At 36.8% G+C, this 24,091-nt stretch carries 22 protein-coding genes; all 22 read right to left on the bottom strand.

Going from position 1 to position 24,091, the window contains the following annotated elements; translation table 11 throughout:
• Window positions 1-5: 5 nt before the first annotated feature.
• Complete coding sequence (locus IPM56_14695) at window positions 6-2,855, bottom strand: flagellar hook-length control protein FliK (GenBank protein QQS35481.1); 2,850 nt, start codon at window positions 2,853-2,855, stop codon at window positions 6-8.
• Window positions 2,852-3,472: a hypothetical protein gene (locus IPM56_14690; protein ID QQS35480.1), complete on the bottom strand. Its 621-nt coding sequence runs from the start codon at window positions 3,470-3,472 to the stop codon at window positions 2,852-2,854. Before IPM56_14690 ends, IPM56_14695 begins: the two co-directional genes overlap by 4 nt.
• Complete coding sequence (locus IPM56_14685; protein QQS35479.1) at window positions 3,469-3,903, bottom strand: hypothetical protein; 435 nt, start codon at window positions 3,901-3,903, stop codon at window positions 3,469-3,471. Before IPM56_14685 ends, IPM56_14690 begins: the two co-directional genes overlap by 4 nt.
• A 6-nt stretch (window positions 3,904-3,909) precedes the next feature.
• Complete coding sequence (fliI, locus tag IPM56_14680) at window positions 3,910-5,238, bottom strand: flagellar protein export ATPase FliI (GenBank protein QQS35478.1); 1,329 nt, start codon at window positions 5,236-5,238, stop codon at window positions 3,910-3,912.
• Window positions 5,235-5,867 carry a hypothetical protein gene (locus IPM56_14675; GenBank protein ID QQS35477.1) on the bottom strand — a complete coding sequence of 211 codons (633 nt, stop codon included), beginning with the start codon at window positions 5,865-5,867 and terminating at the stop codon, window positions 5,235-5,237. The genes fliI and IPM56_14675 overlap by 4 nt, the downstream gene beginning before the upstream one ends.
• Complete coding sequence (fliG, locus tag IPM56_14670; GenBank protein QQS35476.1) at window positions 5,860-6,894, bottom strand: flagellar motor switch protein FliG; 1,035 nt, start codon at window positions 6,892-6,894, stop codon at window positions 5,860-5,862. Before fliG ends, IPM56_14675 begins: the two co-directional genes overlap by 8 nt.
• On the bottom strand, window positions 6,866-8,485 hold the full coding sequence (gene fliF, locus IPM56_14665) for a flagellar M-ring protein FliF (GenBank protein ID QQS35475.1): 1,620 nt from the start codon (window positions 8,483-8,485) through the stop codon (window positions 6,866-6,868). Before fliF ends, fliG begins: the two co-directional genes overlap by 29 nt.
• Before the next feature lie 3 nt (window positions 8,486-8,488).
• The gene (fliE, locus tag IPM56_14660; GenBank protein ID QQS38323.1) at window positions 8,489-8,776 is read right to left on the bottom strand and encodes a flagellar hook-basal body complex protein FliE; all 288 of its coding nucleotides are present in this window, start codon (window positions 8,774-8,776) and stop codon (window positions 8,489-8,491) included.
• A 1-nt stretch (window position 8,777) separates the two neighbouring features.
• Entirely contained in the window at window positions 8,778-9,017 is a 240-nt protein-coding gene (locus IPM56_14655; protein QQS35474.1) for a hypothetical protein, read from the bottom strand.
• Window positions 9,014-9,232 carry a hypothetical protein gene (locus IPM56_14650; protein QQS35473.1) on the bottom strand — a complete coding sequence of 73 codons (219 nt, stop codon included), beginning with the start codon at window positions 9,230-9,232 and terminating at the stop codon, window positions 9,014-9,016. The genes IPM56_14655 and IPM56_14650 overlap by 4 nt, the downstream gene beginning before the upstream one ends.
• A 4-nt stretch (window positions 9,233-9,236) precedes the next feature.
• Window positions 9,237-9,737, bottom strand: coding sequence for a flagellar basal body rod protein FlgC (gene flgC, locus IPM56_14645; protein QQS35472.1), 501 nt, complete (start codon window positions 9,735-9,737; stop codon window positions 9,237-9,239).
• Complete coding sequence (flgB, locus tag IPM56_14640) at window positions 9,734-10,120, bottom strand: flagellar basal body rod protein FlgB (GenBank protein ID QQS35471.1); 387 nt, start codon at window positions 10,118-10,120, stop codon at window positions 9,734-9,736. Before flgB ends, flgC begins: the two co-directional genes overlap by 4 nt.
• 370 nt (window positions 10,121-10,490) lie before the next feature.
• Window positions 10,491-10,733 carry a hypothetical protein gene (locus IPM56_14635; GenBank protein QQS35470.1) on the bottom strand — a complete coding sequence of 81 codons (243 nt, stop codon included), beginning with the start codon at window positions 10,731-10,733 and terminating at the stop codon, window positions 10,491-10,493.
• A complete protein-coding gene (locus tag IPM56_14630) occupies window positions 10,723-11,805 on the bottom strand; it encodes a chemotaxis response regulator protein-glutamate methylesterase (GenBank protein ID QQS35469.1) in 1,083 nt (360 codons plus the stop codon). The genes IPM56_14635 and IPM56_14630 overlap by 11 nt, the downstream gene beginning before the upstream one ends.
• Window positions 11,805-13,571, bottom strand: a complete 1,767-nt coding sequence (locus IPM56_14625) for a chemotaxis protein CheA (GenBank protein ID QQS38322.1) — start codon at window positions 13,569-13,571, stop codon at window positions 11,805-11,807. The genes IPM56_14630 and IPM56_14625 overlap by 1 nt, the downstream gene beginning before the upstream one ends.
• Window positions 13,572-13,597: 26 nt before the next feature.
• On the bottom strand, window positions 13,598-14,356 hold the full coding sequence (locus IPM56_14620) for a protein phosphatase CheZ (protein ID QQS35468.1): 759 nt from the start codon (window positions 14,354-14,356) through the stop codon (window positions 13,598-13,600).
• A gap of 13 nt (window positions 14,357-14,369) precedes the next feature.
• Window positions 14,370-14,747, bottom strand: a complete 378-nt coding sequence (locus IPM56_14615) for a response regulator (protein ID QQS35467.1) — start codon at window positions 14,745-14,747, stop codon at window positions 14,370-14,372.
• Between the two features lie 19 nt (window positions 14,748-14,766).
• Entirely contained in the window at window positions 14,767-15,132 is a 366-nt protein-coding gene (locus IPM56_14610; GenBank protein QQS35466.1) for a response regulator, read from the bottom strand.
• 7 nt (window positions 15,133-15,139) lie between these two features.
• Window positions 15,140-16,039, bottom strand: a complete 900-nt coding sequence (locus tag IPM56_14605; GenBank protein QQS35465.1) for a protein-glutamate O-methyltransferase CheR — start codon at window positions 16,037-16,039, stop codon at window positions 15,140-15,142.
• Between the two features lies 1 nt (window position 16,040).
• Entirely contained in the window at window positions 16,041-17,447 is a 1,407-nt protein-coding gene (locus IPM56_14600) for a HEAT repeat domain-containing protein (protein QQS35464.1), read from the bottom strand.
• Window positions 17,448-17,831: 384 nt separating this feature from the next.
• A complete protein-coding gene (locus IPM56_14595; GenBank protein ID QQS35463.1) occupies window positions 17,832-21,896 on the bottom strand; it encodes a PAS domain S-box protein in 4,065 nt (1,354 codons plus the stop codon).
• A 127-nt stretch (window positions 21,897-22,023) separates the two neighbouring features.
• On the bottom strand, window positions 22,024-24,087 hold the full coding sequence (locus tag IPM56_14590) for a methyl-accepting chemotaxis protein (protein QQS35462.1): 2,064 nt from the start codon (window positions 24,085-24,087) through the stop codon (window positions 22,024-22,026).
• Window positions 24,088-24,091: the final 4 nt, after the last annotated feature.

The following is a 24,091-nucleotide window of genomic DNA, read 5'->3' as shown; positions in this document are numbered from 1 at the left end:
ACCTCCTATACTAAATATTCGTAAGTGTTATAGCCAAGGTCTTTTCTTAACAACACTTCAGGTGCAGTTTCAATTTTATTTTCATTTGTGTTGTCATTTACTCTGCGTTTACTGTCAACCGGCTTGTAGCCTTTTTGCTGATTGCCGTTTAACGTAACATTTATCGCGCTTAACGTGATGCCGTTCTGCGATAAAGAATTTTTAAGTGTCTCAAGGTTTGACTGAACTATCTGTTTAACACTTTCATTTTCAACTTCTATTGTTGCCTTTGCAAAATTCTCAGCAACATCAAGTGATACCTTTATTTTACCGAGATTTTCAGGAACCACTTTGAACACAACTGTTTTTGTTTCACCTGTTTTAACAAAGTTTGAAATCTCTTTTACTATCTCCGAAGATTTAATTGTTTTGAAAGTTTCATTCATCTGTTTTGTTTCAACAACAATTTTTTCTTTTGTGATAACCTGGTTTTCCTTCACTTCAACTTTGGTTGTTACTTCAATTTTAGATTCTTCGGTTTGTTTTGATGATGAATCAGCAGGAGATTTAACATTTTTTTCAACTTCTGTCTTAGCAACAGGAATTTCTTTTTGCTGATTCTGCCAACCGTTTTCTTTCTGATCGTGACTTTGCTGAGATAAGTTATTTTCATTCTCTACGTCAGAAGTAAAAACTATTTCCTGTTTAGTATCTGAAGTTTTTGTTTCGCTTTGAACTTTTTCTTCCCTTGTTTTCGTTGGGATTTCAAATGACTCTTCAATACGTGCTTTTAGTTCAGGATTCTTATACTCAATTTTTTCGGTACCAGGATTTTGTTTTATTACTTGAGGTTCAGGATCAATTTCATTGTTAACTTTATCAAATTTTACTTTGTTAAAACTGTGCTCTACTTTATTCAAATCAATCGTATTCTTGTCATCTTGTAGTTGAATATTTTTTGAATCACTATTTGTAACAAGCTTCAAAGGCTTATCAGTATCATCTGTATGAATATCTGTTGAAAGATTTGTTAACGGCTTGTTTTTAATTTCAGTTTTTGGCTGGATATCATTGTCAGCTTTATGCTCAACATGTTTTTCTGATTCAATCTTGGGCAAGTTCTTTTCAACAATTACGTTCTTTTCATTTAACCCTGAAGAATATTTTTGTTCAGAAGGTTTAATATTCAACTGAGGTTTTTCAAGTTCCGACAGTTTTGTGAATGAATTTTCCTGAACCTGAATAAAACTGTTATTCGACTTCAATTCAGTTTTTGCATTGACCGGATCAGAAATGTTCAAGCCGGAATTTATTCTTACCTGGTTCTGTTCAAGTTTGGTTGAATTCCGGTGCAAAACACTTACCGGTTTATTCTCATTACTTTTGTCGACAGGAATTTTATCCGAAGTAATAATTTCTTTTTCATTGCTCAACAATGTTTTAAGTACATCCTTCACCTTGACTTGTTCAGGATTCTCAAATTTAATCTTAACAACTTTTACAGGCTGATCTTTGTGTGTGTTCTCACTGTTTATAAACTTTGCAGTGTTAGTCTCGATTTTAATTTCAGCCTTCTTTGTATCTGTAATTAAATTTTCTTCGGCAGAAAACTTTTGGACTGTTGATTCACTTTTAACTTTGGGCAAAGTTGTTGCAATTTCTTTTTCGGCGACTTTAATTGGAGTCGAGGTAGTCTCTTTAGTCAGCTTATTTGAGACAAGAATATTTTTTGTGGAAGATGTAAAAACTGATTCTTTTAAATCCTGATGTGTTGACTGTACAAACTGATTTGGTTTTAACGCAGCTTTAATTTTAATATCACTTTCGGCATCATCGGGTGAAAAATTAATCTTCTCGTCAAGTTTAATTTTTTGTTCAGGCTTAATAGTCGCAAAATTATCTTTTGTTTTATCGGGTAGAATATTTTCGCTGGTTAAGACATCCTTTTCAACTTTTATTGTGTTGTTTTGAGTATTTGTATTTACAATTACATTTTTAGCAGTATCTGCTGTTATGCCTGGTTTAGTATTCATTTCAGGGGCTGTACTGGCTGTCTTAACTTTTATCTTCTTTAAGATATTGTTACCGGATTCGGTTTCAATCTTAGGCTCAGTGACGTGGTCACTGGTATTCGCAAACTTTGTTGCTTCTTGCAGTGTGAATGAAATTGACTTGCCATCGTTTGTATGCAATTCCGGCAAAACATCGCCTGTAACATTTTTTAGATCAATAGGGTTGGAATTGTTTTTAATTACAGGTATTTCAATTTCAGGATTGGACTTTGAAGAGGGTACTGTTATGCTGACAGAATATTCTTTAACAATTTGTTGTGGTTTGCTTATCTCTACTTTCAGCGGTTCTGTTAATCCTTCAACTTCGATAACAAGGCTATTATCACTTTGTAATTCATCTACCATATTCAGAATTCCGGTAACTGCTTCCGGCAATGTATTCTCAGCTAAGCTAACAACTGTTGGTGCTGAGGTTGAACCGGTCAGAGTCAAAAGTAAATTCTGAAGTTCAGATTTATCAAGTTCAAAGGATGTTGGTGAGGATTCTGCTTCTGAAAAAGATTCAGAATAACTATTAATTGTATCAGGATTTAATTCTACAAAATCTTTTGATAAGCGTGTGCTTGGTGATAAAACGATCCCGGATAATAATTCAGTTGAGTATGAAGAAGTATTATTATCATTTTCATTTAACTGGTTAACTTCAATTCCTTCAACAGGCAATGATGAGTTTTCATCTTCGAGTATAACTTTTATTATATCAGAAAACAGGTACGAGGATTTGCTTAGCTTGACAGCGCCTAAACTGCTTGTTCCCGCTGCTGTGTTTACCTGTCCGATAAAAAGTGGATTGAAGTTCATCATTTTGATTTTGTAACTCTTATAGCGAAATCCGGATTTAGTTCTGAAAGTATTTCCGCTGCTTTTTTCTTTTTCATTAAATAAATAATATCTCTTGCCACATTATCGGAGTAATTCTCTATTATTTTAGCAGCCTTCTTGGAGTCCATTGACTCATACAGTCCAGCGGTTTTTATTAGCCACTCTTTGTAGCTGCTGTCGGGCTTTTCGGTTGTTGTTTCTACAACTGGCTTTATTTCAACAGTTGACTGGTTATTTGCGAGTGTGTTTGTTTTTGACGTAAGTAATTTTTGCAGGTGAACGAGGCTGTCAATTAGACTTGAATCCATTAAGACGGTTTGAACTACAGTATCTGTTTTTCCGTTTGGTGATAATGATTTTAGTGAATCGAGTATCTGTCCTTTAAATTCAGTCTCAAAATATTTTTTAATTTCAGCAAGGTTCAGGTTTTCAGGACCGCCGGCAAGCACCGGTTCTTCAACTTCAACTCCGGTTTCATTTACAGATCTGAAATCAAACGCAAAAATATTTTTGAAAATTGTATTGACGTACATAACTCCGCCGGTCACAAGAAGAAATACCGCCAGGAAGGAAGCAGCATATAAAATTTTTACATTCAATTTGGTTCCCTCACATATCGTTGAATAGCCATCTCATCTGTGTTAACGAGTTCGGCTTTGTTTTGTTCCTGCATAAAAATTTCTTTGTGTTTTTCTTCAAGTGAATCAAAAATTTTGTGCTCTTTGCTTTTCTGAACAAGTTCATTCATCTTTTTTTCTTTTTGTTTGTTCAGTTCATTTATTTTCTGAAGAACCATATTCTTCCGCTTCTCCATGTAAAGTTCATAGCCTTTATTGAAGTTTATCTCGGAGATTTTAGTTCTTCTTTTTGCAGCAGATTTATTTTTTGTTTCCTCATCAACAAGCTGTTCAAAATCTTTTTGGCATTTGTCTATCTGCGCTTCAATGAGTGCGAGTTCCTTCTGAACTTTTTTCTCCAGTTTTTCTTTTACATTCTTTACTGCTTCAAATTTGTAAATGAATTTACTCATGGTTTACTACAATGGTTTTTCGATTATTTGTTCGAGCCTGGAAACGGATTCTGCAAAAAGTGCAGTTTCATTTATATCCTGTTTCAGGAAAGAGCGCAGATGATTAATTTTTGATAAAGCATGGTCAATCTGCGGGTTGCTGCCTTTTACATAAGCCCCGATGTTTATGAGGTCTTCAGCTTCTTTGTATGTTGCAAGTATTTCGTTGAACGCAATTGTACGCTCAAAGTGATCCGGTGAAACAATATCAGGCATAACCCTGCTTACACTTTGAAGCGGATCAACAGCAGGATACTGACCACGGTTTGCAAGTTTACGTGAAAGAACAATATGTCCGTCAAGTATTGAGCGTACCGCATCAGCAATAGGTTCATTCATATCATCACCGTCAACAAGTACAGTGTATAAGCCTGTGATGGAACCATTATCAAGATTCCCGGCACGTTCAAGCAGTTTAGGAAGTAAAGCAAAAACTGAAGGCGTGTATCCCTTTGTTGTGGGAGGCTCGCCGATAGTTAATCCGATTTCACGTTGTGCCATTGCAAAGCGTGTAACTGAATCCATCATAAGAACCACATCCATTCCAAGATCGCGAAAGTATTCCGCAATGGTTGTGCCGATGAAAGCACCTTTCAATCTTACTAAAGCTGACTTATCACTTGTAGCAGCTATCACTACTGAGCGTTTCAATCCTTCTTCACCAAGATCTTTTTCAATGAACTCACGGACTTCTCTTCCACGTTCACCAATAAGACAAATCACGTTTACATCTGCATCCGTGTTACGAGCGATCATACCAAGTGTAACGCTTTTGCCGACACCGCTGCCAGCAAAGATTCCCATCCTTTGTCCGCGACCCATTGTCAGCAAGCCGTCAATCGATCTGATTCCGCTTTGTAATGGAGTTGAAATTCTTTTACGCTCAAGCGGATTGGGAGGAGAGTTGTGTATGCTTCTTATTGAAGAACAAAATATTTCACCCTTGCCGTCAATTGGATTTCCGAGACCATCGATCACTCGTCCGAGTAATTCTTTACCAACACCTATTGAAAAAGTTTTACCTGTTGCAATTATTTCACATGCCGGTGAGATCTTGTGAACTTCACCAATTGCAATTGATAAGACTTTACCTTCTTTAAACCCGACTACTTCTGATTTACAAACTTCCTGACCATTCTTATCAACGATTGTGCAGACTTCACCCAGCGCAACATTTGGTCCGATTGAAACAATAACAAGACCAATTACATCAGATACTTTTCCATTTATTTTCAAAAGTTCAGTCCGTGAAATTATTTTTTTATACCTGTCGATATAATGTTCTGATAAATTCATTGTGCCTGCGATATTGAAAGGTATGAGTCAAACTGCCGTTTAAGTTCTCCAAGTTGTGTTGAAATTCTGGCATCAACATTTCCGATTTCGGTTTCAACAAAGCAGCCGCCTTTTTCAATTCTGTCATCGGCTTCAAATTTTATACGTGAGAATGAATCATCTCTGAATATGGGATCATCGCTGCCTGCAATTTCGCTGTGATCTTCGGGGTTTAGTTTTACTTTAACATCATTTGCGCCGAGAATTTTTTTCACAGCATCTTTTAAAGTCGAAACAATATTTGGCTGCTGCTGAATTTCTTTCCTGGTAATTGATTCAGCGACAATAAAAGCAAGGTTGATGACAAGGCTTTCAAATTCTTTTTCATACAGAAGAACTTTCTGATCTACAGATGACATAAGATTGTTCAGCTCTTCATACTTGTCGATCAGCCTTTGTGAAAAAATCTGTTCGAGTTCCTGGCGTTCTTTCTGCTGACCTTCCGTGAATCCCTGCTGATAGTACTGGTCAAGCTGTTTCTGAATAAAATCTTCAGTTGAATCCTGTGAATTAAGTTTCGTGGAATTATTGTCTTTTATCTTAACAGCTATCTTGGTAGCACGAGCTGGTATTTTAATTTTCTCAGACATATACTTCTTCTTTACTGCCGCGGATGTTGAGGGAAATTTCACCGGCTTCTTCAAGGGCTTTTATCACATCTATTATTTTTGCCTGTGCAGCTTCTACTTCTTTAAGTTTTACCATTCCCATGTACTGCAGTTCTTCTTTAAGAAGGTCTGATGCACGTTCCGACATGTTTGCGAAAATTTTATTCTTCAGCTTGTCATCTGAAACTTTCAATGCAAGTGCCAGATCTTTTCTGTCGATCTCACGCATAATCTTCTGAATATCTTTATCCTGTATATTGATAACATCTTCAAACAGGAACATCAGTCTTTTAATCTCAAGTGCGACATCCGAATCACGCTGCTCGATATTCTCAAGTATTTCTTTACTGAGAGTAACACTTGCTCTGTTCAAAATAGTAGCGAGGCTTTTTGTGCCGCCGATTTTTCCAACCGTCTGGCTCATTGTAAGCCCCGCCATCTCATCAACCACTTTCTCGATCTGCTTAAGGGTCTGTGGGGAAATTTTACCAAGTGTCGCAATTCTGAATGCTACATCATCACGGAGTTGTTCCGGAAGATCTTTTAAAGCGCTTGCTGTCTGTTCGGGATTTAAATGCGAAAGGATCAGCGCAACAGTCTGCGGATGTTCCTTGTTTAGAAAATTTATTAACTGCGATGAGTCAGCTTTTTTTAGAACATCAAATCCTTTTAGCGTTGTAAGGTTTCTTACTTTATCAATTATCTCTACAGCTTTTGAAATGCCGAAAGATTTTTCAAGCACAGCCTGCGCGAATTCAATTCCGCCTTCAAGCACATACTCACGTGCAGTTACCATTGTGTGGAATTCTTCCATCACGTTATCAACTACGTGAGAAGGGATGTTCCTTACTTTTGTAATTTCGGTTGAAATTAATTCTACTTCTTCGGCATCAAGGTATTTGAATACTGATGAAGCTGTTTCAACATTAAGGGCGATCATTAGCAGTGCAGCTTTTTGTGCACCGGTTATGTCTGAAGTTTTAGTGGACAGTCTTTGATTCGAATTCATCTTCGTGTAACCAGGCGTTTATTAATTTTGCGGCATCCATTGGGTTTTTGGAAACGTAATTACTGATTTTTTCCTGCTGTGTTTTTTTAAGAACTGCTTCGTCAGAGATCTCATCTTCAAGATCGCCAACCTGCAGAAGTCCTTTTCTCTTTGCGGGTTTTATCTGCGGTGCCTGAGCAGTTGAGCCCGAAGTAACAGCCGGTTGTGAATAATGTTCTGTGTTCAGGTTCAATGAGTCAATTGAACCGATAATTATTTTTTCATTTTTAAGTTTTGTCATTAATCCGCGTAGTATAAATAATGAAGCTCCGATAGCGACAAGTATCAGCAGGGGATTTATATATTCATTAACATCTTCGATAATTGTCGGCTCCTCAAGCTGAACATCATCTACGAGTCTTGTTTCAAAGGGAATACTTACAATGGAGAACTGATCCTGTCTTTCAGGATTTAATCCTACAGCATTTTTAACTATCTCCTCCAGCTTCCTCATTTGTTCCTGTGAACGCGGTTCATACACTATCTCAGTCTTTTCATCTTTCACTACTTCTTTGGGTATATCATTGATTACTACCGCAACGCTTAACCGCTTTATTGTTCCGGAACCCTCAACAACACGCTGAATTGTTTTACTTATCTCATAGTTTGTTGTGCTGTTTTCACTTACCGTTACACTGGTATCACTCATATTTCTGCCGTTGCTTTCCGTCCTCACATTCTGTTCACTTACTGCTACCTGCGAGTCAGGATCATATAGCTCCATTGTTTTTTCTATCTGATCAAAATTTATATCCGCATCAACTTTTACAATCGCGTTATCATAACCGACAACATTATCAAGTATGTTCTGTGCTTTAAGTGAAAGATAATTTTCAACAGACTGCTTCATCTCATATTGCTTTGAACTCGATACAGCCAGCGGATCTTCATTGTTCTCTTTAGAGAGTAATCTTCCTTTCGTGTCAAGAAGAGTTACTTTGCCGGGTACAAGCCCCTCAACACTGCTTGATATCAGGTTTACAATCGCCGCGACATTTGCCTGCGAGAGAGTTGTGCCGCCGCTTAATTTAAGTACAACCGATGCAGTCGGAAGTTTTTCATCATCTTTAAACACTGTTTTTGCCGGGAATACTATGTGCACTCTTGCACCTTGAATTCCATCCTGCTGCATAATCGTACGCGCTAATTCACCTTCAAGTGCCCGTTTGTAATTCAGCTTTTGCATGAACTCGGACATTCCCATTGTTGTCTTGTCAAAAATTTCGTAACCAATAATTCCTGAATTTGGAATTCCTTTTCCTGCAAGTACCAGCCTGGTTTCATAGACTTTGTCTTTAGGAACTTTTATTGAGCTTCCATTGTCCTCAATTTTGTAAGGAATTTTTTGTGTGTTTAAAACTTCAAGTACCTTTGAAGCGTCTTCCTGAGAAAGGTTTGAATATAAAACCGAATATGAAGGCTCATTAAGGAAAACAAGTGCAGAGATTAAAAGGACAACCGCAATGATTGACGCAATCCCGATTAATAATTTTTGCTGTAAAGATATTTTGTTGAATATACCTAGTAATGCTTCGAGTGGATTTTTATTCATGGCTTATGACTGCATTCTGATTAATTCTTTGTACATATCTACTGTTTTATTTCTGATCTCCATTAATAATTCAAGGCTTGTCTTTGCTTTTTCACCGGCTATCATAACTTCGTGAAGTTCAACATCTTCGCCCGCAATAAAATCTTCGGTAATATTTTTTGAATCCATCTGATTCGTATTTACTTCACCGATAAATTCTGTAAGAACATTTTCAAACTTTTTACCTTTGTTCTCTTTTATTTCATAGGAATGTATCAGGTCAGATATTTTACCTATTGAACCAATTTCCATATCAACCTCTCTTGTCGAATAATGAACCGATGGACACGCCATTCATCTTTCCTTCGCGTCCGTAAAAATGGTAGTCTATTATTTCGGTTTTGTTTTCAGGATAGAGTTTTACAAAAAAATCTTTTTCATCTGCAGTTACTTTCGCAGGCTGGTTTGCCTGTACTTCCTGTTTCTGTAACGGGGCTGTTGTACGCATCATTGGTCTGGTGTAGTTACCGACAGGATTTGTAGAAATTTTCATTGAATAGTTCCGGGGAAGTTTATTTTTGTCTGAACGGTTTTAATTTCATCGCTGATATTTTGATCGCGTTCTGCATTTATCATTTCGATTAGTTCATTGATGAATTTTAAATTCGAAGTGTTCACATAGCCTCGTTTGTCCGCATCGGGATGTCCGGGCATGAAGATGTAATCTTCATTCCTCTGCTTATAATTTTCAAATGATAAATTTCTCATAGTCTCAGATCTCTAATGAATCTTTAGCCATTTGTTTTGATGAATTAAGCGCTGTAAGGTTTGCCTCATAACTTCGTGAAGCTGCAATCATATCCACCATCTCGGTGATAATATTTACATTCGACATTTGCACATAACCTTTTTCATTCGCATTCGGATGATCAGGCATGTACACAAGATCACCTTCAGTCTGATCTTCACTAACACTTGAGTTTAATGTCTGTTTTGTTTCAGCAAGTTCTTTGTTAAGTGATGGTGATGTGTTTATATGAAATTCATCAGAAGTCTTTAGCCTGATAGTGCTTGTGCTGTTATTCAGCATAACCGGGAAATTATTTTTTGCCTGAGTTATCTGTAACTGTTTTCTTTTATAAGGCATACCATTGTCGGTTCTTACTGAATCAGCATTGGCAATGTTCTCTGCAATCAGGTTCATCTTCTTACGCTGAATGCTTAAACCTTTTGCGCTGATATTAAAGCCGGGATATTCACCGCCGATTTTCAAAATCTGCCTCCTCCTTTAATTACGTTTTGAAGTCCTTTGAAATGATCGCTTATTTTTCTTGATGCAAACTTGAAGTTGATTGAGTTCTGTGCCAGGTCTGTCATTTCTTTTTCGATATCAACATTGTTTATTCCGGAAACCATGTCCTTGTTGTTATCATCAATAATTTCCGGGGATGAAACAGGAGTAATGCCTTCGAAATGTTTCGGGTTAGTTAACTTTATCTGGGGATTCATATTCTCATTAAGAATATCTTTAAACACTACATCCTGCCGTTTATAATTTTCAGTACCTACATTTGCGATGTTCTGGCTGATGATTTTGTTTTTATCAGAACAATAGCCGATAAACTTTTCAAGCAGGCTTATGTTTGATGTTGACATTCAGTTAATCCTTAATTTTTGATAAGAATTCTCAAACGAAATGCCATCAGGTAAAAATGAAATAAAACGAAGATTGGGGATTTAATATCAAAGTGATTGGCTAAATGTGTGCAGGTGCAAATTATTGGTCAGTATTCCGCTTAACAATTTTAGATTGGGTTGAATGATTATAGTAAACCTCAAATGCATTAATGAATGTCAGCCTAATTATGATTTTATCACCTTGATTGACCTAGATGGTGTACATTAAAATCAAATGAGAAAATACAGGTTAATAAATGAAGGAGAAAAATTACACGGAGATTCACAGAGAAGTCACGGAGAACCACAGAGTTATTCTGATGTTTGTAAGTAACCGGGTGTGATATTTTTATTCGGTGTAGTCCAGTACGATGGATTTTGTTTCACCGCAAGAGCAGACAAACTTGATCTCTTTAATTGCGTCGTGTTCATCTTTTTTAAGAATGATTTTTACTCCGCCATGAGAGTCCTGCTCAACATCGATCTTTGTTTTGCCGTTCAGCTCAAGCTGTGAAGCTTTAATAACATTCTCGCCTGATGAAAGTTTCCCGGCGAATTCCTTGTAAAGGTTTTGTTCAAAATCATTTCCCATAACTGACCGCATTATTTATTGTTTCTGAAATTTTATTTAATGGCGCAATTGCATCTGCAAATCCCGCGTCAACTATTGCTTTTGGCATGCCGTAAACAACGCATGATTCCTCATCCTGTGCAAGACAATATCCGCCTAATCTTTTTATTTCTCTTATACCTTCATATCCGTCTTTTCCCATTCCTGTCATTATCACGCCCAGCGTATGCTTCCCGTATATTTCAACGACGGAGTTTATCATTACATCGACTGAAGGTCTGTGCAATGTTGTTGAAGGTTCATCTGAGATTTTAATTACAATTTGTGAGCCGGAATTTTTTTTAACCGTCATGTGATAACCACCCGGCGCAATATAAACCACTCCGTTTTTTACAACTTCATCAGCTTCAGCCTCTTTCACTTCAAGCTGCGACATTCCGTTCAGTCTTTCCGCCAGTGACCTTGTAAACTTCGGCGGCATATGCTGAACTATAAATACCGGCATGTCAATTTTTTTTGAAAGAGTTGGAATTACTTTTTGAAGAGACATCGGTCCGCCTGTTGAAATTCCTAACGCCACTGCCTTGTACAGCATTTTAGGAAGTACAAGTTTTGCCGGGTGCGCTGACTTTGTAGTATCAGAAACGGGTTTTAAACTCTGTAATCTTTTAAGCCTGTCACGTAATGATTTCTGTTTGACAATCTCTTTTACTTTTCGAATCAGGTCTTCACGAATGTTAATGATGTTAACATTCACGAATGAAAGTTCTTTGGGAATGAAGTCAACAGCTCCGTATTCCAATGCTTTCATTGTTGCCTCTGCACCTTCTGTAGTAAGCGAGCTTACCATAAGCACGGAAGTTGGACAGTCTTTCATTATTTTTTTTAGCGTTGTAAGACCATCCATTCTCGGCATCTCAATATCAAGAGTTACGATATCGGGTGCTGTTTTCTTTACAAGTTCATATCCTTCCACACCATCGCGGGCTGTACCGATTATTTCAATATCTGGATCACTTTCCAGCATGATTGAAAGTGATTTGCGCATAAACGCCGAATCATCTACAACTACAACTTTTATTTTTCTTGCCATTATTGTGTCACGTCATTTAGTAGTTCGCCGATATCCAGGATCATTACAACAGTGCCGTCGCCCATTATTGTGGAGCCGGCTATACCGTGAATACTTCCGAGGTAGCTTCCGAGTGATTTGATAACAACCTCTTTCTGTCCGACCATTTCATCAACTTTAATTCCGAATCTTTTTTCTGCAATTCCAACAACAACAACGTACTGCCAGATTGATGTTAACTCCCCGTTATAATGCGGCGCAAGAACCGGCGTCATATCAACAAGCGGCAGAATGCTGTCACGCATTTTTATCACTTCACGCTGATTGATTGTATAAATATTTTCCTGGTGAACTCTTACAACTTCTATCACGGTACTTAGCGGTATTACAACTTTTTCTGATTTGATTCCTACGATCATACCCGGAATAATTGCGAGGGTAAGAGGAAGCTTAATAATTATTTTTGTTCCCTTATCAACCGTTGATTCGATGTTAATCAATCCGCGCAGCTTGGTTACATTGGTTTTAACAACGTCCATACCAACGCCTCTGCCGGAAACATTTGTAACAACTTCCGCAGTCGAAAATCCCGGAAGCATTATAAGGTTCAGCGCTTCCTGTCTTGAAAGTTCCTTTGCTCTTTCTTTTGTTATCAATCCTTTTGCAACAGCTTTTTCTTTAAGCATTTCAGGATCAATTCCTTTTCCGTCATCTTCAATTGTAATAATTATGTTGTTGCCTTCATGTTCCGCGGAAAGAGTTATTGTGCCGGCTGCATCTTTACCTTTCTTTTTTCTTACATCTGGTTTTTCTATACCGTGATCGACAGAATTTCTTATAAGATGAACAAGCGGATCATTAATTTCTTCAATCAGAGTTTTATCGAGTTCAGTTTCCTCACCCCTGATAACGAGGTTGACATTTTTATTTGTTTCCTTTGATAAGTCACGTACAATGCGCGGATACCGGTTAAACACCTTTCCTATTTTAACCATTCTTGTTTTCATCACAACAAGCTGAAGTTCATTTGTCATCAGGTCGATTTGTTTTACTGCTTCAGAAAGATCGCGCGAAAGTTTTGTCCCTTCATATTCAAGTGCCGCTTCTGAGTTTACCTGTGCAAGTCTGTTCCTGCCGAGAACGAGCTCAGAAACTATATTCAAAAGTTCATCAAGACGTTCTACATCAACTCGTATGCTTGTATCTTCAATCTTAGCTGTAGAAATTTTGTCAGCAGTTTTTTCAACTTTAACGGGGGATTCTTTTTCTTTAACCAAAGGTTTTTCTTCAACTTTACCGGCAGTTACTTCAACAACAGGTTCCGGTGTTTTTACTTCAGTTTTTTTTGTCTGCTTCTTTCTGGATTTCTTCTTTGCCGGCTGTGTACCTGTTTCCATTTCACTGATAAGTGAAGTAAGAATTTCTATTGTCTCCTCAACTTCAACATTTTCATTTTTATCATTTGCGATAGCTGCCAGCAGACTCTTTATCTTATCATAAGAGAGAAGTATTCCGTCCATTATCTCGGTGGTCAGGTCGGCTTCACCTTTACGCAGTTTGTTGAGGATATCCTCGCACTTATGAGTTACTTTAGTTGTCTGTTCAAGTCCTAAAAATCCTGATGTACCTTTTATAGTATGGAAGGATCTGAAAATCTTGTTAAGGAGCTCTGCATCCTTTGGTTTCTTTTCCAGTACAACAAGATCCGAATTCAGGTTTTCAAGAATTTCAGTTGTTTCAACTATAAAACTGTCGACGATTTCCTTCATCTCGGGATCGGTCAACATTGCGTATGTATTATTGTTTTCCATGGTTATGCAAAGAATTTATCTATTTCCGCCTGTGTTGTTTTTTTTGTTTCCTGGTTAACAAGTGAATCTGCTAACTGCTGCCTGCTGGCAGAACTGTTATATCTTGCGTCAGGATTAAATGAACCTGAATCAGGAACCGAAACTGATTTATCGCTCAGGTCTCGTACATCAGTATCTTCGATTTCTGTAATTAGAGAAGTAAGTTTTTCCTGAACCGAACCGATAAGATGGTTTACAGCAGCTAACTGCTGTGCGGTAATATCCTGAACCTGTAATGAAAGCGTAATGTTGTAAACATCCGTTCCGATCCTCTTTAACGATTCAAGTAAAGGAGTCGCAACCTGGATAATATTTCCGGAAGATTTATAATCATTAAGGAGCGAAATGATTTTGGAATTATCTTTTGCTTCAGAACTGATTGCCGCTAATATTTTTTCTCTTTTGTTTTCAACATCAACAATTTGTTTGAGAGATTTCTCAATGAGAGTAACTTCGTTTGAAATCACATCAACAAGATCAAGAATCTCAGTTGTTGCAAGTTCCGTTGCACTTGTAACATTATCTATTTGATCCGAAGCTTTGGGAATTTTATTTGTGCTGTCTGCAATAGAATTATTAATGTTCTCAAGCAGTGGACCCGTCTCGCGCATAAAGTCAACAAGATTTTTGATTACAGGAATAATCTTTTCGCCGTAGAGGAATAATTTTTTCAGATCATCAAGTTTATCGAAAATCTGCTGCATGTTACTTAGTTGTTTCATCATTTTCTCCTTATTATGCCGCTGCCATTATCTGGTCAATTTTTTCTTTTAATATCTGCGGCGTGAAAGGTTTTACCACATAATTATTTACGCCCGACTGAAGCGCATCAACAATATCTTCCTTTACCCCGCGGGTTGTTACCATTAGCACAGGTAATTTGGAAAGCCTGTCGTCACTGCGAATGGCTTTTATAAGTTCGAGTCCTGAGAACACAGGCATATTCCAGTCAGTGATTACAAAATTTATTGAATCGTCCGTAGCAAGTTTAGTAAGTGCTTCCTTACCGTCGCCTGCTTCAACAAAATCATTATAACCAAGATTTTTCAGTGAGTTAGCAACTATTCTTCGCATTGTAACTGAATCATCAACAACCAAAAATTTTAGTGACATAACATTGTTCCTCTTCTTTTCAATTTAAATATTTTGAAACTTCATAAACTATCCGCTTCGGATCGAATGGTTTTATTATATATGAATTAGCGCCTGATGATAAACCTTTTTCAATTTCTTCACTTCCCGATAGTGATGAAAGTATGATGATAGGTATCTCTTTCAACTCCGGATTTTCGCGGATTGATTTTATGAGTTCAAACCCGTCAAGGTTGGGCATATTCAGATCGGTTATAATCAGATCTATTTTTTCCGCCGGCAGTTTCTCAAGAGCTTCCATACCGTCGCAAACCTGGATTATCTCGAAGCCCTGAACAGTTAGAGCAAATGAAACGAACTTGCGAATGGTTGGAGAATCATCTGCAACCAGGATAACTTTTTTCATTCCTTAGTTACTCCTTTTTGTAACCAATTGTTTTTGGATAGCTGACAATTTTAAATGCGTTTGAAATACCATGCAGCGTTTCAGCATAACCTATAAAAAGGTATCCGCTGCGGTTAAGTGAATTATAAAGGTTGGAAACAACTTTGATCTTTGACGCTGCGTCAAAATAAATAAGCACGTTTGCGCAAAAGATTATATCAAAGTTGATCATTGATTTCATCCCTGCTTCATCGAACAGGTTTAAAATTTTAAATGATGCCATCTTCCTGATATTGTCATCAATTTCATACTCGCCGTTATTGAACCGGAAATATTTTTTGAGATAGTAGGGAGGTGCGTTTCGTATTGAATATTCCCTGTAAACACCGCGCTTCGCGGTTTCAACAACTGCAAAGTTTATATCCGTACCTACAATTTCAAATTCAACATTCGGATACTTTGGCTTGATAAGATCAGTCAGCACCATTGCAATGGAGTACGCTTCTTCACCTGATGATGATGCCGCGCTCCATATTTTAATTTTTGTTTTACCGCCATTTGCTTTTTGTTTTATTAGATCGGGAATTATTGTCGAGACCATCGCATCAAGCTGCGGCTGATTCCTGAAGAAAAAAGTTTCATTAATGGTTATAGCTTCATACAAATATTTTTTTTCACTTAATCCTTTTGTGTTAAAGCGTATGAAATCAAAATATTCTTCGTAAGTCTGAAGCCCGAGAAATTTTATTCTTTTAAGCAGCCTGCTTTCAAGAAGATATTTTTTGTTATCCTGAAAATAAATACCGCAGTTGTCATAAATATACTTTCTCCAGTTGGAAAACCCCTGGGCGCTTAGAACAAGATCTTTACCGGTATCGTATGTAGCAGGTTGAAACGCAGATTGAAAAGTATTCGTTTGTAAAGCCATGTTAATTGTTAATTCCTAAAGTTGTCGTGGCAATATTTCTTGATGATAACGTGAAAGATGCTCTGTCTGCAATCATAACTTCTGAATCATCAGCTAATTTCTTTAAGGCTTCATTTGACTGCTCACTCTGTACAGAGTCGAGCAGTTCCACAAGTTTAAGTTTATTCCAGATGTTGGAATCACCGAGCATAATATCGGTAAACAACATTGCGGTTGATTCATCAACACCAAACAGCAACTCCATTGCAAGCCTTCTTATTTCTTCATCCGGGTTTTCAAGACATGACGCAAAACCATCCACAAGGTTTCTGAATTCAATCGGTGAAATAAGTGATACAAACCTTTCCCTGTTAATGAGCAGAAGTTCTTCGACTATAAGTAATAAGTTTTTCAAACCTGCCGGTGAGGTTTTTATCAATGCTGATAGTTTTGGAAGAAGCATTCCGGCATTCTCAAACACTTTTGATTTTATTTCATCATCAAGCTCAGCGTCAATACCAAGAACATTAAGGGTTTCAACAAGCAGATCAGGGTCACCGAACACGGAAACAATATGCGCTGCCGCCAGTTTGTATTTTACTTCGCCTTCTTTAAGTGTGTATAAAATGGAGTTCTTAATTTTTTCATCATAAGGAATATCAAACCCGAATTTCATTTTTAACTGCTGGATAGAATGAAGCAATGGCCACGTTAAAGGACCGGATGTGTTATTAAGCTGGTTAAGACAGAAGAAGTAAGTTTCTTCCGATCCTATTAAACCCAAAGCTTCGATCATTGAGAATTGAGTTAAAGAGTCCTCATCTTCGTATCGGGAAATTATAAAACGCAGTGCGTCATCCGAGCCTATCTTGCCGAGTGCTTCAACCGCGGTTGGTTTGAATACTTCGTTCTTATCATATATTGTAATTATATCATCAACAGCGGCATCACATTGCATATTACCGAACGCCTCAAGGCATGCGAGTATTACATTATCATTGTCCGAAGATTTTAATAACTGAATTATTGAAGGCGCCGCATTTTTATCTCCGATTAATCCAAGTAAATCCGCCGCGAATTTTTTGTCATCATCATTTCCGGTAGGTAAAAACTCCGTTAATGCGGTTACAGGGTTGCTTCTGCAGTTAAGAAGAATATCTCCCGCAAGATTTCTTAATGCGATATCCGGAGACGGAATAAATTTTACCAGCATAAAAGGAATTTTAGAATTGCTTAGTGCCTTCAGTTTTACAGACGCGGAAAATCGTACCCACTTATCCTCATCAGAAAGAAGTGAACATAATTTTTCCACCACAGTTTCATCAGCAGTTTCATCTTCAAGCTGATTGATAATTTCTGCTTTGGAAACCGGGTCTGCAGAATTCAAAAGCCGCAAAATTTCTTCTTTGTTTAATTGAGCTGAATCCATTTTTTTCTTTCTATGTATAGATCTTCAGGACTTATTTGGTTTTTGTTATTCCCCAGTGCTATGATTATCGAATAATTTTAATGATTATTTATAGATAACTGCCCTTTATAAACAAAATAAGTGCCTTTTTTTATAAAGATATTTTGTGGTGATAATCATCATTTAAAGTTTGGGTGATTGCCTATTATTAGCCAGGTGTGAATATGTGATCAGGTTTTTATGCGGACTTGTCACCCACGTTTTAAAATACAAATGCCCGAAGTGACGGGCAGGAACACTCCGGGCGTGGGGTTTTATGTAGTCCTGCATGATTTAGTCAGTGTGGTGGGATTGCAGAACTACGATGCAAAATTAGTTTTTAATATTCAATATTCAAAAAAAAAATTACGTTTTATAATTGTCATTGGCTAACATTGTGAATAGTAATTCCTTAAGTTCATTTATTGTAAATGGCTTAGAAATATAGTGTGAAAATCCCTTTGATAAAAATTCTTCTCTGTCGGATTCAGCCGCATATGCAGTAATTGCAATAGCAGGAGTGTTTTTGTAATTACTGATCTTACGGATGTTTCTAATTAGTTCAACTCCATCCATACCCGAACCGAGATTTATATCAATTAAAAATCCATCATATTTCTTTTCATTGATCAGTCTAAGAACTTCAATAGCATTTGGAGAAATATCCAGGGTGCAATCAGTTCTTTCTACCACAAGTTTTATGAACTCTCTTGATACGATATCATCATCAACATATAACAGGTGAGGATGTTTTTGTTTTTTTTGTTCGATGACATTTCCCGCCGTATTGGCAATTGATTCAGTCTCAGGTTCATTGAGAGGATAATTTTTTAATAATGGTAATATTATTGTAAAAACCGAACCCTGCCCTACTTCACTTTCGAGAGAAATATTTCCACCGAGCATTTCAACATATTTTTTTGTGATTGTTAATCCTAACCCTGTACCTTCAAATGAACGGTTAAGACCTTCGCTTACCTGTCTGAATTCCTGCCAGATAATATTTTGTTTTTCCTTTGGAATACCCAGTCCTGAATCAGAAACCTTAATGCGTATCATTTCATCTTTACCTTCAATAAAGGATTCAGCTTTTATTTTTATCGAACCATTTGAGGTAAACTTAATTGCGTTGTTTATAAGATTTACCAGGACTTCACGTAGCAATTTTGCATCTGTAGGAATTATCTTGGATGAATGTTCATATTCAAGAAGTAACTCGGTGTTCCTTTGTTTGGCAGCTATTTCGTAAAGCGATTTGATCTCATATAAAAGTGCGTAAAGATTAGTTTCGGCTATAACCGGAACAATTCTGTCAAACTCCAGCTTGGTAATATTTAAAATGTTGTTCAGAGTTTCTGTAAGTCTTTTTGAGGATGTAAAAATCTGTTTTGCCATTTGCTGATGTTCAGGATTAGTTAGTACATCAACAAGCAGTTCAGAATAACCAAGAATACCAACAAATGGTGTTCGTAATTCATGACTCATATTAGCATAGAAGTATGATTTTATTCTGTTCATCTCTTCGGCTTTTTCTTTAGACCGTATCAATTCTTCAGTAATTCTTTTTTGTTCGGTGATGTCTTCTTTTATGGCAACGAAGTTCGAAATTTTTCCATCCTTATTTACAATCGGTGAGATGACCGAAGACTCCCAGTAAAGCTCACCGTTCTTTTTCCGGTTGTAAAATACACCTCGCCATTCTCTGCCGCTTAAAATGGTATTCCATAAATCCGAGTATTCTTCCTTCGATGTGTAATCAGATTTGAATAATCTTGGATTTTTACCAACAGCTTCTTCAAATGTATAACCGGTTACTTCTGAAAATCGTGGATTGACATATTCAATTGTACCATCTGCACTTGTTACCATAATTGTTGCAGTACTTTGTTCAATAGCACGGGATAGTTTTCTTAATTCTTCCTCTGCTTTTTTACGCTCAGTAATAACTTCTATATAGACTATTATTCCACCAATTGTTTCATCATTATTGTACCAGGGCATACATGTCCAGTTTGCCCAATCCATAGAACCATCTGGATGTAACAGCGGATCATCTTCACCGCTAATAGTTTCGCCTCTCAGGGAGCGTTTATGTATGTCACGCAAAAACTGGGGCAGATCCGGAAAAACATCATAATGATTACGCCCGATTATATTTTTATCAGAAAGATGAAAATCCTCAAAATACCGCTCGCTTACATAGATGTAATTCATTTGTGGATCGAACACAGATATAGAGCTTTTTGTATTAGAGATAATATATTTCATCAAGTCATTAAAATGCGCTTTTTCATTTTCAGCGTTTATACGATCGGTAATATCATGTAAAGAACCAATTAAAAATCTGTTTCCGGAATCATCAGTTAACCGGGTTTTACTTGTAATAATTATTCTTTTTTGGTTGTTGATAGTTAGCTCTTCCTCACGCGTATCAGTTATTCCGGTATCAAGAACAAGACGATCAACTTTAAGGAAATGATCCATCTCATCTTTTGGTATGTCCTCTGCTAAAGTTTTTCCGATCACATTTTTTTCATCAAGCCCGACCATCTCAAACAATGCTTTATTACCAAATGTAAACCGGTGCTGATCATCTTTAACAAATATCGGATCTACTATAAGGTTGAGAATCGTACTAACTCTATCTCTTTCGTTTTTTAGGACAGCTTCAAATCTCTTACGTTCTGTTATATCTGTAAAAACAGCAACCATATTATTAGGTTTTGTCTGATAGGCTTTTACTTCAAATGCACCTTCAATCTTTTCATCCTTGTAAGATATCTGTTCTGTAGCCCATAATATTCCTTTGGAAGCAGCTTCAATATATCTTTGCGGAATTTCGGTATTTGCCAATTGAGGAAATGCATCCTCAATAGTTTTACCTAAAAACATTTTATGATCAATTCCTAGTAATTTATCTGCCGCAGGATTACTTCCTATAAAGACCAAAGAATTATTTTCTTTCAATTCATAAAAGTGCATCCCCATAGGAGAGTTTAGGGTCATCTTTCTAAACTTTTCTTCGCTTTCCAATATTGCTTTTTCTTTAGCTCTTTCCTCTGTTTGGTCTCTGAATACAAGTACTACTCCAATAATATTTCCGTGATGATCTTTTATAGGTGCGCCGCTGTCCGCAATTGGTATTTCTTTACCTTGTTTGGAGATCAATAAAGTATGGTTAGCAAGACTGACTACAGTTCCCTGCTTCATAACTTTTTGTACAGGATTATCAATCTTTTCTCTTGTCGTTTCATTTATAATTTTGAAAACTTTTTCAAGCGGTAGTCCGCTTGCTTCAGATTCTGTCCAGTCTGTTAATGACTCGGCAACTGTGTTCATATATTTTATTCTGCCGTTGCTGTCCGAGGTTATTACAGCATCACCAATACTGTACAGGGTTGTTCTGAACTCTTTCTGAATCTCAACCAGTTCTTTTTCTTTCAGGAATTTATTTTCAAACTGTTTTGATTGTTCAGACTTTTTTAGAAATAGATAACCAAGTAACAGGGCAATCATTGAGATCAATACAATTGCAATCAGAGTTTCTATTCTGTAAATGATGTCTTTGTAGATTTCATCTTTATCAATTTCTGAAGTTATAAACCAGTCGGTCCCCGGAATTTTCTGAAGGTTGGCTAGTACTGATACGCCTCTGTAATCAATTCCATCGAGTTCGCCCTGCCTCCCCAGAACCCCTTTTACAGAAGTTATGTTTGTATCACTAATTTGGATTGTAAAATCGAGCTTAGCGTTTGATGTATGCCTTAATTCTGACAGAAAAATAATTCTCTCTCCCATTCTTTTAAAGATATAAGATTCGGCGGATTTACTTTCAGTGGGCCATTTATTTATTAGCTGGTAAATACTGTGAGTTGGTTCTGTTCTTTGAATGATTGCTGCAATTATTTCACCATCGTTATTTTTGATAGGGGAGACAAGATCAAAATAAATTGTTTCATCTTTTGAGTTATAATAAAAGTCGCTGAATATCACTGAATCATTTTCTACAGATTGTTTAATTAACTCAATGGTTCTTTCTTCTGTTATGGAATAAGTTGAATCAAGAGAAAATAAAATTTTGCCATCTGGTTCAGCTAGAAAAACATTTTCATAGTAATGATTAAGCTTAAATTGCAGAAGAGACTTATTGAAATATGATTTCGCTTCGTGGATATTCTGATTATTTCTTAATTCTTCGGTGTGTTTAATTAATTTGCCGATGGTTGGAAAAAATTTTGCGGTTGAAAGTCTTTCTTTTCTCCACTGAACTATTTGATCAATTTTCAGTTCGTTTATTGCTTTTAAATATTCTTGTTTGTCTTCATCAATTTTATCCGATTCTGAATCATAATAGTATAAGGACAGAATCGAAATGACAAAAATTATTAAAAGTACGATCCCTATAATATCTTTTCGTTTTACATCTTTCATAAATCACAGTATTAGATGAACCCCTGCCAAATCGTTTAACTGCCAATAATATAATTCAAAAATCTTAATTCGGGTAGTAGTTAAAGATTTTAGTAAGTTAAAATTCTACAGGTAATATCGGTTTATTTCAATAATTGTGTATAATTTTTCCGTTCTGTCTTACTGAAAGGTGACTTTTATCTGTTCCTTTAAATGATTTCTGATCACTTGAAATCTTAAACCTTGCAACAAGTTCTTCAAGATTGTTGGTTAGTCTGTTCAGGTCTTCAGCCGCTCTTGCAATCTGCTGTACACCCTGTGCGCTTTCCTGTGTAACAGCACTGATAGATTCTATGTTCTTACTTATCTGCTCAGCCGCACTTGATTGCTCTTCACTTGCAGCAGCAACCTGTGATACAATATCAACAACACTCTCAGCACCGGTGATTATCTGCTTTAACGAATCACCAGCTTTGTTAGCAAGTTCTTTACCTTTCTCAACTTCAAGTGTACCCTGATTCATAGATTCAACTGCTCCAGATGTATCCTTCTGAATCTGTTTTATCATCAGTGCTATTTCTTTTGTTGCCTTAGTAGTACGTTCAGCAAGTTTCCTAACTTCATCAGCCACGACAGCAAAACCTCTTCCTTGCTCACCGGCACGGGCGGCTTCAATAGCAGCGTTAAGTGCAAGAAGGTTAGTTTGATCAGCAATGTCATCAATAACCTGAATGATCTCACCTATCTGGTCACTGCTCTTACCAAGCTGTTGAACAGTATCTGCAGATTGTTTTACTACTTCAGCAATACGGTTAATACCCTGGATGGTTTGATTAACAACACTGCCGCCTTCTTTAGCGATGAGACCTGCATTCTTACTTGCTTCGGAAGCAGAAGAAGCATTCTTAGTAGTTTCAAGAATAGTCTTAGTCATTTGCTCAACAGCAGAAGCAACTTCACCAGCCTGTGCAGATTGTTCCTGAGCACCGGCAGCCATCTCTTCAGTGGAAGAAGATATTTGTGTTGATGCGCTGGCTGTGGCTTGTACTGCTGCATTTACTTCAGAAATGGCAGATGAAAGTGATTCCCCAAGAAGATTAATACTATTTTTTATTTTCTGATGATCGCCTTTATATTCAGCATTAATTCTTACTGTTAAATCTCCCTTCGACATTTTCTCAAGAGCAGAAGTCCCGTCCTTAATTGGTATAACAACTGCATCAAGGGTTTTATTAAAACCGGAGATAATTTCAGCGTAACCACCTTTGTATTTTGATTCATCAGCTCTTACCTGTAATTGGCCGTTTAACGCTGATGTTGTAAGTGATTTCAAATCCTGTACGAGATTTTTTAATATCTGTATAACGTTAATCAAACCAATTGATAAGACATCATCTTCTGATTTAGGTGTAATGGAAATATCCATGTTCCCGTTTGAAATATTATTTACAGCTTCCGATTGTTCTTTAATGTTTTGAACCATTACTCCAAATGATTTTTCTAGTTGACCGATTTCATCATCTGAACTTATCTTAATATCAAGATTCATATTTCCCTTTGAAATATGATCAGCATTTTCAGTTAGTCTTTTTATTGGTTTGGTCAATTTTCCGGCAGCGTAAACTGCAATAACAACACCAGCCATAAGAATAATTATACCTAAAATAATTGTAGTAACCTTGGCAGATTCAGTCATGCTCATCATTTCATCCACGCTGGTAGCACATTTATCATTTAGTGTCTGGTCAAGAGTTGAAATCGACCGTAATAATTTTTCCGATTCGACATCAAAAACTTGCATCTGTTCATTTCCCGCTTCATCGCTTAGCTGATATGCATCAAACATCTTTTCCCCGATAGACAAGTAGTTCGTTATCGAAAATTTCAAATTATCAAGTTCAGTGCTGATAGACTGATCAAGAGTCTTCCACTCATCAATTGCTTTTATCGCCTCAAGGCTGCAAGCTGCGGCTTCCACAGTTAGAACATTTTTTTCCCCGGTAAGGGACGCATCTGTAATAAACTGCCAGATACTAACAATGTTTAATTTTGTCTTTGCCGAAAGTGTTCTTTGTGTATTAAGTGCTTCATATTGTTCAACGTCTGAAAGGTATTCTCCCTGAAGACTATAATTTTGGATAGAATACAAAAAAGTTATTGTCACTAAGATTCCAAAATACCAGAACAATTTTTTTCTAATAGAGTTTTTCATTTTT

This window comes from Ignavibacteriales bacterium, from assembly GCA_016700155.1.
GTDB lineage: Bacteria > Bacteroidota > Ignavibacteria > Ignavibacteriales > Ignavibacteriaceae.
Note: the sequence above shows the minus strand (reverse complement) of the source record. Positions and strands in the feature narration are given on the sequence as shown.